Source organism: Bradyrhizobium sp. SZCCHNR1017 (assembly GCF_032381375.1).
In the GTDB taxonomy this organism is placed as follows: Bacteria; Pseudomonadota; Alphaproteobacteria; order Rhizobiales; family Xanthobacteraceae; genus Bradyrhizobium.
The window spans coordinates 1-13,997 of record NZ_JAUHIR010000034.1 but is presented as its reverse complement, the minus strand read 5'-3'; the positions used below and the strand labels follow the sequence as shown (position 1 = coordinate 13,997).

9 protein-coding genes are annotated in these 13,997 nt (G+C 62.3%); all 9 read right to left on the bottom strand.

Annotated features, from left to right (window positions below):
* Positions 1–68 precede the first annotated feature (68 nt).
* The 9 genes from QW863_RS35785 to QW863_RS35745 all read right to left on the bottom strand — a co-directional run bounded on the left by QW863_RS35785 (position 69) and on the right by QW863_RS35745 (position 13,244).
* On the bottom strand, positions 69–497 hold the full coding sequence (locus QW863_RS35785; protein WP_315770074.1) for a type II secretion system protein: 429 nt from the start codon (positions 495–497) through the stop codon (positions 69–71).
* Positions 494–988: a type II secretion system major pseudopilin GspG gene (gene gspG, locus QW863_RS35780; protein ID WP_315770073.1), complete on the bottom strand. Its 495-nt coding sequence runs from the start codon at positions 986–988 to the stop codon at positions 494–496. Before gspG ends, QW863_RS35785 begins: the two co-directional genes overlap by 4 nt.
* 13 nt (positions 989–1,001) lie before the next feature.
* Positions 1,002–1,472 (bottom strand): GspH/FimT family pseudopilin, encoded by a 471-nt coding sequence (locus tag QW863_RS35775; protein ID WP_315770071.1) that lies wholly within the window; start codon positions 1,470–1,472, stop codon positions 1,002–1,004.
* Positions 1,469–2,689, bottom strand: a complete 1,221-nt coding sequence (locus QW863_RS35770; protein ID WP_315770069.1) for a type II secretion system F family protein — start codon at positions 2,687–2,689, stop codon at positions 1,469–1,471. The genes QW863_RS35775 and QW863_RS35770 overlap by 4 nt, the downstream gene beginning before the upstream one ends.
* A complete protein-coding gene (gene gspD / locus QW863_RS35765; RefSeq protein ID WP_315770068.1) occupies positions 2,689–4,944 on the bottom strand; it encodes a type II secretion system secretin GspD in 2,256 nt (751 codons plus the stop codon). The genes QW863_RS35770 and gspD overlap by 1 nt, the downstream gene beginning before the upstream one ends.
* Before the next feature lie 242 nt (positions 4,945–5,186).
* Complete coding sequence (locus QW863_RS35760; protein WP_315770066.1) at positions 5,187–5,534, bottom strand: hypothetical protein; 348 nt, start codon at positions 5,532–5,534, stop codon at positions 5,187–5,189.
* A gap of 473 nt (positions 5,535–6,007) precedes the next feature.
* Complete coding sequence (locus QW863_RS35755) at positions 6,008–6,640, bottom strand: hypothetical protein (RefSeq protein ID WP_315770064.1); 633 nt, start codon at positions 6,638–6,640, stop codon at positions 6,008–6,010.
* A gap of 14 nt (positions 6,641–6,654) precedes the next feature.
* A complete protein-coding gene (locus QW863_RS35750) occupies positions 6,655–10,230 on the bottom strand; it encodes an RHS repeat-associated core domain-containing protein (RefSeq protein ID WP_315770063.1) in 3,576 nt (1,191 codons plus the stop codon).
* A gap of 131 nt (positions 10,231–10,361) precedes the next feature.
* On the bottom strand, positions 10,362–13,244 hold the full coding sequence (locus tag QW863_RS35745; protein ID WP_315770062.1) for an FG-GAP-like repeat-containing protein: 2,883 nt from the start codon (positions 13,242–13,244) through the stop codon (positions 10,362–10,364).
* Between the last annotated feature and the right edge of the window lie 753 nt (positions 13,245–13,997).

Genomic DNA, 13,997 nt, shown 5'->3' with positions numbered 1-13,997 from the left:
TCGACCAGGGTGAAGCCGGCGTCGCGATCATCCATCCCGCTTGCTTTCGGCGACGTCATCGGCCTGGCTCACTGCGATCTGGAGGCTCTGGGCCCGAGGCGGAGCGTCGATAGCGCATAGGAGCGCGGGTCCTGCCCTTCCTGCCAGCCGATCTCGACCGAGACCTGATACAGCTCGACCGGGCGTGCATCGCCGCCTTGCACCGGCCGATAGGGCTGCATCGCAAGACGCCACCGATAGCCGTTCGCCGCGGCGCCATCGCGCGTCTCGGTGCGCAGCGGAATCGAATTGCCGACCTGGGCCATGAGCGACTGCGCCAGCGCAACGGCACCAGCCACGCGTTCGGCCATGCCCGTTCGCGACAGCCCGGTCGAGAACAGGCCCATCACCAGGGTCAGGCCCAGCGACAGCATGGCCAGCGCAACGATGACCTCGACCAAAGTGAAGCCGGCCTCGTCGTCAGCCGCCGAGGTCATCGCTGTCGCGACAGGCGTCATGGCTGCCAGCTCGTCACATTGGCATTGGCGGAGGTGTCGTCCTCGCGGCCGTCGGGTCCGAGCGAGACGATGTCGTAGGTGCCGTGCTGCCCGGGGAATTTGTAGACATAGGGCCGTCCCCAGGGATCGTTCGGCACCAGGGTGCCGCTGAGATAGGGCCCGTTCCAGGTGGCCGCAGAGGCCGGCTTCTGCACCAGCGCGCCGAGCCCTTCGGCTGCGGTCGGATAGCGGCCATTGTCGAGATGATAGAGATCGAGCGCCGAGGACAGGCTGCGGATCTGGATCCGCGCCGTCTTGAGCTTGGAGTCGGAGAGATAGCTGAGCACGCGCGGACCGACGAGGCCCATGATCAGCCCGATGATCGTGATGACGACCAGCATCTCGACCAGGGTGAATCCCGCCTCGCCGTCGCGGCCTTTGCGCAGGCGCATCCTGCGCCACGCGGCCGTTCGCTGCTTCATCACGTCACCGATCCCCATCCAACTCAGCATCATCGTCTCCCCATCAACATGCTGCAGCCGTGCGCACCGTTCCCGTCAGCCATTCGATGCAGAGCCGCATTTCGCGCCCGCCAAGCCCCAGGCTGAGATCGCCGCCGGTCGACGAGCCATCCGGAAAGAAGCGGAAGCCGCCCACGGCCGGCCCCGACTGAGTCGCCTGCGCATAGGTCAGCTTCGCCTGGATCTGCGGCGCGAAGGCGCGCGGGCGAACCGCCTCAGAGCCGAACGTGCGGCGGTCGACATCCACGCTGAGCGTCATCACCCGGTTCTGCGCGATCGCCGCAGAGCGCGTCGCGCGCAGCGCAGAGGCAAGCTCCGACGTCGCGGCATCGAGGCCGACTTGGCCGGCGCCGCGCGACAGCAGCGGCATCGCGGCGGCTGCCGTCAGCGCGAGGATCACCAGCACCGCCAGCATCTCGACCAGCGTGAAGCCCGCGCTCACCTCGTCCTGCCGCTCGTTAGCTCCCGCGCTCATCGTCCGGCCAGATCGTTGATGCTGAGCACGGCATTCATCACCGGCATGATCAGCGCGCCGATGATGACAGCGATGCCGACCGTCATCGCCGGCGTCAGCGCCGCCATGAAGCGATCGACGCTGGTCTGCAGCTGCTTCTCCAGAATCTGCGCCACCCGCAGCAGCATGCGGTCGAGCTTGCCCGCCTCCTCGCCGACCGCGATCATCTGCAGCGCGACGGCCGGCAGCGCGACCTCGGTGCGCAGCGCGCGGTGCAGCGCCGTGCCCTGCTGGACCTTCTCGATCGCCTGCTCCATGCCGGCGCGGAGATGACGGTTGCCGACGACGTCGCTCGCCGATTTCGTCGCTGCGATCAGCGGCACACCGGCCATCAGCATGGTGCCGAGCGTGCGAGCGAAGCGCGCGGTGTCCTGCTGCAGCAGGAAGCCGCCAAGCAGCGGCAGCCGCAGCGCGAGCCGGTCGAGGCGCCGGCGGCGGCCGGTATCGGCCATGGTGAATGCAACGACGGCGCCGAGGAGCGCGACGGCGGCAAGGCCAGCGATCACGATCTCGAGCCAATGCTCCTTCAGCGCCAGCATCAGCCGAATGGTGAGCGGGATCGGCTTGCCGCTTTGGGTGAAGATCGGCGCCATCGACGGGATCACGCCGCCGACGATGATGCCGAGCGTGACGAGGCTCAGCACGATCAGCATCGACGGATAGATCAGCGCCGACTGGACGCGGGCGCGGATCTCCGCCCGCCGCTCCAGCAGCTCGGCGAGCTCGGTCAGCACCTGCGCCAGCCGGCCGCCGGTCTCGCCGGCTCTGATGACCGCCACATAGTCGGCGGGAAACACGCGCGGCTGCGCCTGCATCGCCTCCGACAGCGGCCGGCCATTGAGGATTTCGGCAAGCAGCGCCTCGACCAGGCTGCGCAACCGCACGGCCGAGGCCTGCGTCTGCACGATGCGCAAGGCATCGTCCATCGGGATGTCGGCGGCGCAGAGCGTGGCGAATTCGCGGGTGAAGGCCAGGAGATCGCCGCGCTCGGAGCCGCCACCAAGCGTGATCTCGCGATTCCACCATGCCCTGCCGGCGCTGTCAGCAGCGTTCATCTGGAACGGTGACAATCCCTGCGCCCAGAGCGCGGCATCCGCGGCCGCGGCCGAGGCAGCCTCGATCGTCCCCTCCGCGAAGGAGCCGTCGGTGCCATAGGCGCGGTAGCGGAAGCGCGGCATCAGTCGAGGATCCTGCGGCCGGTGTCCTCGGCGCGCCGCCGCGCCGGAGGACGGCGATGCGGGCCCTCGATCGCCATGAAGCGGCGATATTCGTCGGTGACGGTGCGCGCCTCGTCGAGGCTGCGCATCACATGCGGCCGGATCAGGATGATCAGCTCGGTCTTGCCGATGACGTTGTCGCGGCTGCCGGCGAAATTGCCGACGAACGGAATGTCGCCGATGATCGGGAGTTGGCTGCGGCCGGTGGTGCGGCCCTCCTGGATCAGCCCGCCCAGCACCAGCGCGTCGCTGTCGTTGACGACCACCGACGTCTTGATCTTGCGCTGCCGGATGGTTGGCGAATCGATGTTCGAGGACGTGGTCGGCGCCACGCTGGACACCTCCTGCTCGATGTCCAGCAGCACACGCCCGCTCTCGTTGATGCGCGGGATGATCGACAGGATCACGCCCGTATCCTTGTAGCTCACCGAATTGACGATCGGCGCGCCGGTCGTCAGCGTGGAGGTCGCCGACTGCGTCGTGATCGGCACCTGGTCGCCGATCTGCAGCACCGCCGGCTTGTTGTCCATTACGGTCAGCGACGGCGAGGAGACGATGTTGACGTTGGTGATCTGGTTCAGCGTGTCGATGGTCGCAGCGATGTTCGCCGCGGTCAGCGCGTAGGAGAAGCCGGGAAACACCGAGTTGACGGCGCCGGAGGCCGCCTCCGTCAGGGTGAATTTCGAGCTGTTCTTGCGCATGTACCATTGCACGCCGAAGCGCAGATCGTCGTTCAGGGTGACCTCGGCGATGGTCGCCTCAATCAGCACCTGGTTCGGCATCTGGTCAAGCCGCTCGATCACCTGCAGTACGCGCTTGTAGTCGGCATTCGCCGCCTCGATCAGGATCGCGTTCTTGGCCTCGTCGGCGACGATGCGCAGCCGCGGCCCGTCGGCATCGCTGTCGCGGCCGGTGGGCGCAGCCGGAGCCGCCGCCGGCATGACGCTCGGCGCAGCAGCCGCGGGCGCGGCATTACGCATGCCGCCGAAGCCGCCACTGGTCGCGCCGAGCCCGCCGGTGAAGGACGGCGACGACGATCCGGACATACCGCCGCCGGAGGAAGACGGCTGCGACTGCACGCTCGCCTCCTGATAGTTCGGCGCGACCGTGCGCCGCCCGGCCGTCGCGGTCTGGGTGTCCGTCGGGAACATCGACTGCAGCACGTCGACCAGCTCCTGCGCGCGTCGGTTCTGCACGGCGTAGGTGAAGAGCTGCTTCTCGCTGCCTTGCGCCTGCGCGTCGAGCTTGCGGATCCAGGTCTCGGCGCGGCGCAGATAAGCGACCTGCGGCGAGATCACCAGGATCGAGCGCAGCCGCTTGTTGGGAACGAACTGCACCATGCCGGCCATTGGCCCGTCGCGGTCGGAGGCGAACACGCTCTTCAGTTCGGTGGCGATCGCATCGGGCGCCGAGGTCTTGACCGGGATCAGCGCAAACGACATGCCCTTCATGGTGTCGACGTCGAACAGCGCGATCGCATCCATCATCGCCGCGATCTCCTGGCGATTGCCGGACAGCGTGATCAGGTTGCGCGCATCGTCAACCCGCACCACCCCGCCGCGCGGCGCGATCGGCTCGACCACGCGCCGGATCTCGGAGGCCGAGACATATTTCAGCTGCACCACCTGCAGCCCGTTGCCGACCATCTCGCCGCCGTCAGCCACGTCATCCGTGCGATACGCGCCCGAGACTGCCGTCTGGTCCACCGCCACGATGCGATAGATGCCGCGATTGTTGACCACGGCCGCATTGTTGGCCCGCAGCGCCGCCTGGAACAGATCGATGACCGCCGCCCGCGCCACCGGCTTCGGGGTCTGGATCGTGATCCGCCCCTCGATCCCCGGATCGACCGTGTATTTGACCCCGAGAAGATCCCCGAGCACCGTCTTCGCCGCCTGCGGCACCGGCACACCGACGAGATTAATGGTGACGCCGTCGGCGACATCCTCGGATGCACGCGGCACGGCCCCGGTCGGCGGCTCTCCGACGAAGCGGCCGGTGCCTTCCATCACGGTGGCAGGACCGCCTTTATTGTCATCGAGCAGCGGCGAACCCGAGATCCTGCCGGCCCGGGCATTCCCGGCGGGCGACCGCATCGCCGCCTGCGCCTGCGCCGCCGCTCCCGCCTCTGCAGCACTCGTGCTCCAGGCGAACGAAGACGTGCCCTCCTCCACGGTCTGACACGCCGACAACGCCAGCACCATCGGAAGCGCCATCCACCCGCGCCTGCAAGCCTCGCCCCGCACTGCCGTTCACCCCACCCCGAAGCAGCATGGCTGCTCAACAACTAACAGGCAGAGTCTAGAGGGTTTTGGACGCGAGAGATATTGCTAGCAGGACACGCAAGGGAGTCATACACATGCTTTGATACACGAATTTACAGTTGAACGTCGCAACACACAATCAAAAGTCGCATCACCTCAAAACGAAATTTCGTCCGATCACCAGCACTTACCTATCAACTAATTAAGTGCACTGTCACCGTAAGTCTCGTAAGTCTCGGCACCCCGGCGAGATTGATGGTGACGCCGTCAGCGACATCCTCCGCGCCACGTGGCACGGCCCCGGTCGGCGGCTCCCCTACGAAGCGGCCGGTGCCCTCGACCATCGTCGTCGGCCCGCCTTTGTTGTCGTCGAGCAGCGGAGAGCCAGAGATCCTGCCAGCGCGCGCATTCCCCGCCGGTGACCGCATCGCCGCCTGCGCCTGTGCCGCCGATCCCGCCTCTGCAACACTCGTGCTCCAGGCGAACGACGACGTGCCCTCCTCCATGGTCTGACACGCCGACAGCGCCATCGGAAGCGCCATCCATCCACGCCTGCAAGCCCCGCCACTCACTGCCGTTCACTCCAACCCAAAGCAGCAAGGCTGCTCAACAACTAACAGGCGGAGACTAGAGGATTTCGGGAGCCAGAGATATTGCTAGCAGGACACGCAAGTGAGTCATACACATGCTTTGATGCACGAATTTGCGTCGAATGGCGCAACATGCAATCATAAGTTGCGCATCTCAAAAGAGATTTCGCCCTGCCTTGACCTGCCCGTCGATGACCAAGAACGCCCCAGCAGCACAGACCTATCAACTAATTAAGTGCACTGTCACCGTAATCTCACTCACGATCGAGACTAGCTTCGTGGTCGACGACGCCACCGTCGTACTTGAGAATATTTTGGGAAAACGCGGTCAGCGTAGTTCAAAAAACTAATCAAGCAAAATATTAGTTAGTCCGACAATCCGGGCGTTTTACCGTTCTAAGCATCAAAGAAGAAACGCTGGAACGTTAGTCTCCAGGCTTGTACCGGATCGTAGCTCCATCAGGCAAATCCCGGATTCTTACAGCCAGATCGGCCCGCAGTTTCATCGACTTCACGGCTTCAAGGGAATACAAATTATCGAGCTCATACTTGCCCCCTGCGACAAAAGGAACCTTGGGAACAAGACGCAGGCCTGGCGCGAGTGGTCCGTTTGCCATCTGCCAGCTGTGCGCGATTGAATATCCTGTCAGAAAATCATAATCACGAAGCAGCGCGCACGCCCACCCGTCCAAGTCTCCTGCAATCACGGTTGCAGCCCCTGTTTCGGGATCAAACTGGGAAATTCCGTCTTTAGAAATTCCAAACTGCAGACCGAAGATGTCCTCTGCAAAGAAGAGAAACCCGTCTGCCAAACCTTGATATTCGCCCTTCCACAAACCTGCTGAATTCCAAATATCTAAACCAATATCGGCCTCGCACGCCCTCGACGATAGCAAGTGTAGCGCAGATTCGAACGCATAGAATCCATTCTTGATTTGTAACAAGCTCTCCAAAACCTTCGCCTCTTCTCCATATATGTCGGAAAGATCCCCTATCTTTGGATCTCCAACATTCAACGAAGATCCACCAAGGCTCAATAGCTTTTTTATCGAATTCATCTTTTCTTTCCTCGTCACTCAGTGATCCGCATTCGCATTTGCGTACCGTCGGAATATCCTCGGCACTGTGCCCCCATGCAAGCTCCGCTCCCGCGATTATCCGGACTACGTACATAGTCTCTCGATGCATTTGCCCCCCCCTCTCTGAACATTGCGGGCGGGTATTCATCTCTATCATACCCTGGCTTGGTCGGCATGCCGCGAAGGGATTCCCTGCGATTGGCTGCTGCACCCGCTCTGTCTATCGTAAGGATCTCAGGCTGCCCCGATTCGATCGCCCGTTCGATATGCCCTGCTGTCTCTGGATACAATTTTCGAGAAATTGTGATTTCTGGCAGCTCATCTGCATTTACCCCAGGGCGAATTCCACGGGGCCCTCCTCCTTTCGAAAATCTCCCCTCTACCCCTTCACCCGCGCAAATGGGATCGAAATATTTGCCCGAACACACCCACGCTGCATTTGCATCCATGTTCGGATTGGATTCAATCGGACCCAGCGAGATGTTATATTGAAGCGCCGCCGTAAGGGCTCCGTTGGCGAACTTTCCGCCGCCGGCGACTGACGCGAGCCCGCCGACGGTGGCCTGCACAATGGTCCCGCCGATGCGGTCACCGATGTTGGTCCTAGCATCGGTGAACACGCTGTTTGTGATCGGCGACAGTGCGGCGCTGACCGCGGCGGACGCAGCCCCAGCACCGCACGAGCCGCCGGATGCTACAGAAGAGACGCAACCGACAGCAGCATTTCCAGCCACGTAGCCCGCAAATTGACCGGGATTCGCGGCGATTGAGGCAAATGTTGGTGATGGGCCGAGCGAGGCGAAGGCGAATGTGGTTGCCGCTGCGATTGCTCCGGCTCTTAGAGCCTGGCTGAGACTGCCACCTTGCACCCCGGTGATGAATATTGCCGATATGGCGGCCGCAGCAGCCGGACTACCCGTCATCGCCGTCAGCGTAACGGTCATTGCTATCTGAACGATGCTTGCCAGAATTGGAACACGTTGAAACAGCTTCTGAATCGGCTTCGCCGCCCAATTGAAGATCGCTCCAAATGCGTTGGAGAACCAATTGAAGCCGTTCGGATCTGTGAAGGTCAGCGGGCCGTTGCCGACATAGGAGTAACGGTTCCACCCTTGCGCATTCATCGGCTCCGTGACCATCGGATCGGCGCTGGTGAAGCGCGCCAGCAGCGGATCGTAGATACGGCCGTTCATGTGGACGAGGCCCGCGACCGACAGTTCCTCATGATCGGTGAAGCCCCGCGTCGTCTGGCTGGTGATGCTGCCGGTGGTGTCGTCGGTGCCGTCGACATTCCGCCGCTTGCCCCAGGCGTCGTAGCTGAGGCGCTCGACCAGCAGGCCATTCTGGTCCGAGATCGCCGAGATCGAGCCGAGATGGTCGGTGTGGAAGTAGCGCGTCGTGACCGTCGTGCTGCCGCCCGACGTCTGCGCCACCCGCATGCCGACGCGGGCATTGCCGACTAGGAGATAGTCGGTCCATTTCTGGGTGACCGTTCCGGGGTTCTGCACCTCGGCCGCCACGCCGAAGGCGGCGATGTAGAGCGTGGTGCCCTCCGGCGTCACCTGCTTGATGCGCTGGTGGTCGGTGTCGTCGACGAAGGAGATCGTCCGCGTCCCTTGCGTGATGCTCGCCGGCTTGTTGTAGGAGGTGTAGACGATGCTGCGGCCGAGACCGGCGGTCTGGTTGCCGTTGGCGTCGTAGCTGAAGCTGGCGCTGATCGTGCCGGAGACGCCGCTCACCGCATGCGGCCGCGGTCGCCCTGCCGCCGGATAGCTGTAGGTACCGACATCCGACTTGCTCAGGATGTTGCCGATCGGGCTGTAGGCGAACGTCTTGACCAGCGGCGCCGTTGCGACGTTCGTGGTCGACGTCGTCAGCCGGTTCAGCGCGTCATAGACGAAGCTCTCGCTGACATTGGTGTTGACGTCGCTGCGCGAGGTCAGGTTGCCGAGCCGGTCATAGCCAAAGCTCTGGTTCTGCACGGCGCCGCTGGTGCCGGTCGCGATGCTGGTCAGCCGGCCCGTCAGCGGGTCAAAGCCCCTGGTGGTGCTGAGGCCGTTGCCTGCGGTCTGCTGGGTGAGATGCCCCTCCGCATCCATCGCATAGGCGGTCCAGAACGACTGGTTGGTGGCGTCGTCCTGCAGCTGATTGGCGAAGCCGAGGCTGTTGTAGCCGAAGCGCGCGGTGAAGCCGGAGGGATAGCTGACCTTGGTCAGCCGGCTGTTGGCGTCGTAGGTCGCCCCCATCGTATAGGTCGCGCCGTCAATGGTGGTCGCGACCTGCAGCGGACGGCCGAGGCTGTCATAGCTGACGCTGCGGGCAAATCCGTTGCCGGAACCAGAGGTGATGCCGGTTGCGGCCAGCTTGCCGATGCCGTTGGCTGCGGTGTCATAGGTCCACACCGAGGTCATGTCCGGCTCGACCCGCTGCACCATGCGGCCGAGAATGTCATAGGTCAGGCTGACGACCTGCCCCTTGGCATCGGTCTGCGTGACCAGCTGCCCCAGCGCGTTATAGGTGTAGGTCCAGACGCCGAGATCCGGATCGTTGCTCGCGATCTTGCGCCCCCGCAGGTCGTAAGTCGCAGTGACGACGTTGCCGACCGGATCGGTGGTCTGCACCATGTTGCCGACGGTGTCATAGGCCGCCGTCAGCGTCTTGCCCATCGCGTCGGTGACCGACACGACCTGGCTCTGGCTGTTCTTGACGGTCGTCCGCGTCTGGCCCAGCGGATTGGTCTCGACCGTGGTCAGGCCGTGATAGGCCATCTGCGACACGCTGCCGTCCGGCTGCGTCGTCGAGACCACCCGGCCGAGTGTGTCGTAGCTGAACGTCGTATAGCGCGGCGTCCCGCCGGTCGCGAAATACGGCCGGCTGGTCTGGGTGACCCGGCCCATCGCATCGTAGCTCTTGGTCGCCTGAACGACGCTGCCGTCGAAGCCCTGCGTCTGCCGCCCGATCTCGCGCTCCAGCGCATCGAAATAGACGGTCGCCGTCGGCACCAGCACCGTCGTGCCGTCAGCGGCGTAGGAGGTCTCCTGGGTCAGATAGCTCGCCCCGGAGAGACAAGTCGCCGTGCCGCCATTGACGCCGTTGCAGAACTGATAGCTCCAGCGGGTGATCGTTCCGTCCGGCCTGGTCTCCTGCACCTTGCGCCCGAACGAATCGTAGCTCCAAGTCGTCGTCAGACCGTTCGGCCCGGTGTGGCTGATCGCCTGCCCAAACCGCGGATCGTATTGAAAGCTCTCGCTCTGCCCCAGCGCATTGCTGTTGGAGGTGGCGAACTGTCCCCGCGCATCATACGCGCTGGAGCTCGAGCGGCTGGCGATGTCCGCCCCGCTGACCGTCACCGCGCGCTTGTGGCCGAACGCGTCATAGACGTAATCGGTCTGCAGCCGCAGCGCCGACGTATCCGGCTCGACCACCTCCTGGGTCAGCAGGCCCGACGCTGCGTCATACGCAAACGACGACGTCCGCGTGATGCTGCTGGCTGCCCAGGCCGGCCCCGCCAGCACCAGGGACATCACAGCCGCCACCTGCGGCAACAGTTTTCTGATCGAGATCGTCATGGCGCCAAGCCCCCAAGTCGCCGAATAAAGCCGCTGAAATTCGCCCGTCAGCCCCTGACCGGCGCAACGCAGGACACAGTTCCCCGGTGGCGTGGGCCAACCCACGCCACAAACGTTTTGATGCCGTGCCGCTAGGGCGCGACGCTGGTGACGGAAGCTCTCGTGAGACGGCCGAGATACCAGAGCGACGGATCGTTGGTGTAGGTGTTGACCGTCGTCTTGCTGTAGCCATCCGGTGTCGACACGGTCACGCGCGTCGCATTGCCATAGGCGTCATACTGGTTCGCGGTGGTCACCGTCGGCAGCACCGAGCCGTCGAGATCAGAGCCGCTCGACACGTTCTGTGCCAGCGATACGCGATACGGTGCGCCCGACGGGCTGATCGTCGTCGTCCCAGCCGCATTGCTGAACTGGAACGTATTGGTCGACTGTCCGAGCGTCTGCGTGCCCAAATTCCGCGTCGTCGATGCCACCATGCCGATATAGGGGAAGTCCTGCCGGAACGTCGTCGTGTCCGCGATCCCGGTCTGCAGGTCCTTCACTGTCATCTGACGGAAGCCCAGCATCCCACGGCCCGTCATATCCAATTTGGCACCAGCATAGGAATAGGCAGAACTGTAGGTCCCACCAATGCCATTGGATGCGTCGACACGAGCGACCACGTACAGCGGCATCTGGAGATCCTGCACGGGATACGACGCCGTATTGTCGCGCGTATAGACGTTGGCGTTGGTCAGCGGCAAATACGAAATCGACGTCGTCGTCCCGAGGCCCGTCCGGACCGTCAGCACCATGTCACCGATCAAGCCATTCCCAATGAACACATACTGGTACGGATAACCATTTGCGTCGACCAGCAGATAATCGACCTTGCCGTCGCCGTTGAAGTCCCCGGCGATCGGAAAGTTGACATTCGGCGTAGCGCTATTGATCGGGAATTTCCAGCCGTTGGGCAGGGTCTGAACCTGTCCCGAGAACGTCCCGTCACCATTGTTCATGAACAGGTACTGATAAGGGTAGCCGCCGCAGTCGATCACGACATAGTCGGTCCTGCCGTCACCGTTGAAATCGCCAAAAATCGGCAGATAGGGCTGGTTCGCCTTGAAACTCCAACCGCTCGGCAGTGCCTGCGTCTGACCGGTGAAGGTGCCGTCGCCATTGTTGAAGAAGACGTACTGGTAGGGATAGCCATTGGCATCGATCAGAAGATAGTCGAGCCTGCCATCGCCATTGAAGTCACCGACGATCGGCATGTTGGCGTTCGGCGTATTCTTGTTGATCGTGAACTTCCAGCCGTTTGGCAGGGTTTGCAACTGCCCGGTGAACGTCCCATCGCCGTTGCCGATAAAGACGTATTGATAGGGATAGCCATTGCTGTCGATCAGCAGATAATCGATCTTGCCATCGCCGTTGAAGTCTCCCGTGATCGGCGCGTTCATGTTCGGCGTATTGCTGTTGTTCGGAAAACTCCAGCCGTTCGGTAGCGTCTCGGTGATGCCGCGGAACGTGCCGTCGCCATTGTTCATGAACACATACTGGTACGGATAGCCGTTGCCGTCGATCATCAGATAATCGGTCCGCCCGTCGCCATCGAAATCGCCGACGATGGGCGTGAATCTATAGTTCGCAGCAAACTTCCAGCCGTTCGGCAGCGTCTGTATCTGCCCCGTGAACGTGCCGTCGCCGTTGCTCATGAAGACGTATTGATAGGGATAGCCGTTGGCATCGATAAGCAGATAGTCGGTCTTGCCGTCTCCATTAAAGTCGCCGACGATCGGCGTGTTCACGTTGGGCGTATTGCTGTTGATCTGGAAATTCCAGCCGTTCGGCAGCGTCTGGGTCTGCCCCGTGAAGGTACCGTCACCATTGTTCAGAAAGACATACTGGTACGGATATCCATTGCTGTCTATCAGCAGATAATCCGTGCGCCCGTCGCCATTGAAGTCGCCCGTGACGGGAATGTACTTGCCATTGGCGTTGAACTTCCAACCATTCGGCAACGTCTGAGTCTGGCCCGTAAATGTGCCGCTTCCAGCGCCCGACTGCCAAACGAAGCTGGTTGAAGGAAGACAGGCTCCATCTGCCGCACAAACGGCGACCGACGCGACCTCGCTACGTTGGGTCGAGTCGCTTTGCTGGTACAATACTCTATAATCCGCAACCAGAGATGTGCCCGCGAACGTCTTCACATTGGTGAGCCGGACCAGGGTCTTCATGACCGATCCGCCCTGATAGGCCACGATCACGTCGGGACGGCTGGCGTATACGAACTGCACGGAATTGTATGGAGCGACGTTTGCCGCTGCATTTCCGGTGTAGTCGATCCGGCTCGGATAGGCCTGCCCGGTTGCGGTATCGTTCGTGTAGGTGACCGTGAAATAGTTCGATTTGCTGTCGCTGATCTTGTTGACGGCCCATGTTCTCGCCGTCGTCTTGCCTTGCGCGAGAACGAGCGCGTCAGTCGTGCGGCCAAACTCCATCACTTGGCCGGACTTCGAGTGGACCTCGAACCACGCCGGACCTGCGCCAGCCGTGCCGTGCGAAATGATCTTGTTGTAGCCATCGATCTCGGTCCGGTACTCCGTCCCATCAGCGCCATAAGCCCCGCTGATTGCGACGAGCCTTTCCCCGTCCATGCAAAAGCGGTCATTGGCGTCGTAGCTGACGGCACCGAGAACGCCATCTTGCGCGGGCGTTCGCGGGCAGCGTCCAATGGAAGGCAACCCGCCTAACGACCAGCCGATCCCAAGCAATCCGTTCGTTCCCTGGCTGCTCAAGTAGTCCAGCGACAGCGACGGCGCCATACCCCCCGTCGCCGGCGGCACGGCAATGGGAATCGAGTATGTCGCCCCGCCAGTCTGCCCGACCGAGAAGCTTCCGGGCAGCGACATGCCGCCAGACCAACCTAAGGTTGCAACTGAGAACGAAAAAATTGCGCCGAGGCCGATGCTCGCAGCGCCGCGCTTTACCCAATCGCGATTAGCTCGACCGCCCCGCGTCGATTGACCGAACATCCCTGCCCCCGCAGCATCTGTACAATTCGAAGCACAACAGACGTCATTCCTATCTGACGATCAACAAGCACTGCAATCTATTCACAGCACGCAGGAGACGATGATCTAAAAATACAACTCTGCATCTCGGGCTTCTGATGCTGTTCAACAATCACGAGCAGAAATTGTTCGCATGTCGCACCAACGACCGCGTTCGACGACAACGACATTCAACGCTGAGTACAGAGGGCTGCGATGATATCCTCGCGCGTGCACGTATTGACCGAATCAATCTCGTACTTCACTGCGCCGTCTGCCACGCCTTGAGCTCGATGGCCGAGCTGTGTGAAATTGGCGCCTAACCGCGCGTCTGCGGCTCTCGTCAGACCGGACCGACGCCGCAAGCGATCAGACCGCCGCAGCAACGACACGCGCCGGAAGATCGGCTTCCGCTGTCGCTTCAAACTGATTTGGCCTGTCCAGTCCCCGCACGGAAAACATATCAATTTCGTTTTTTTTGGATTTTGTGATTGTCTGGAGTCACAAGTTCCCAATTGTGGATTCGCAATAGATTCGCCTACCTGTGCCAACGATGGCGGCTGCACAGCAACGGAGGATCTGATGACGGCCCGGCAGCTTGCGCAAGCTGGATGACTGGATCAGGCGGCGGTTGGCCGGTCCAGACCACGTGATGAGAAGGTCGTGTCCCCGGAGGTGGTGTAGCTCGGTGGAGCAAAGCCGCCCGGACGCGCGCTCCCAAATAGCGCCGTAGCG

Excerpts from the sequence above, each read along its gene's own strand:
- QW863_RS35785 (WP_315770074.1), bottom strand. The coding sequence starts at position 497 with ATGACGCCTGTCGCGACAGCGATGACCTCGGCGGCTGACGACGAGGCC.
- gspG (WP_315770073.1), bottom strand. The coding sequence starts at position 988 with ATGCTGAGTTGGATGGGGATCGGTGACGTGATGAAGCAGCGAACGGCC.
- QW863_RS35775 (WP_315770071.1), bottom strand. The coding sequence starts at position 1,472 with ATGAGCGCGGGAGCTAACGAGCGGCAGGACGAGGTGAGCGCGGGCTTC.
- QW863_RS35770 (WP_315770069.1), bottom strand. The coding sequence starts at position 2,689 with ATGCCGCGCTTCCGCTACCGCGCCTATGGCACCGACGGCTCCTTCGCG.
- gspD (WP_315770068.1), bottom strand. The coding sequence starts at position 4,944 with ATGGCGCTTCCGATGGTGCTGGCGTTGTCGGCGTGTCAGACCGTGGAG.
- QW863_RS35760 (WP_315770066.1), bottom strand. The coding sequence starts at position 5,534 with ATGGCGCTTCCGATGGCGCTGTCGGCGTGTCAGACCATGGAGGAGGGC.
- QW863_RS35755 (WP_315770064.1), bottom strand. The coding sequence starts at position 6,640 with ATGAATTCGATAAAAAAGCTATTGAGCCTTGGTGGATCTTCGTTGAAT.
- QW863_RS35750 (WP_315770063.1), bottom strand. The coding sequence starts at position 10,230 with ATGACGATCTCGATCAGAAAACTGTTGCCGCAGGTGGCGGCTGTGATG.
- QW863_RS35745 (WP_315770062.1), bottom strand. The coding sequence starts at position 13,244 with ATGTTCGGTCAATCGACGCGGGGCGGTCGAGCTAATCGCGATTGGGTA.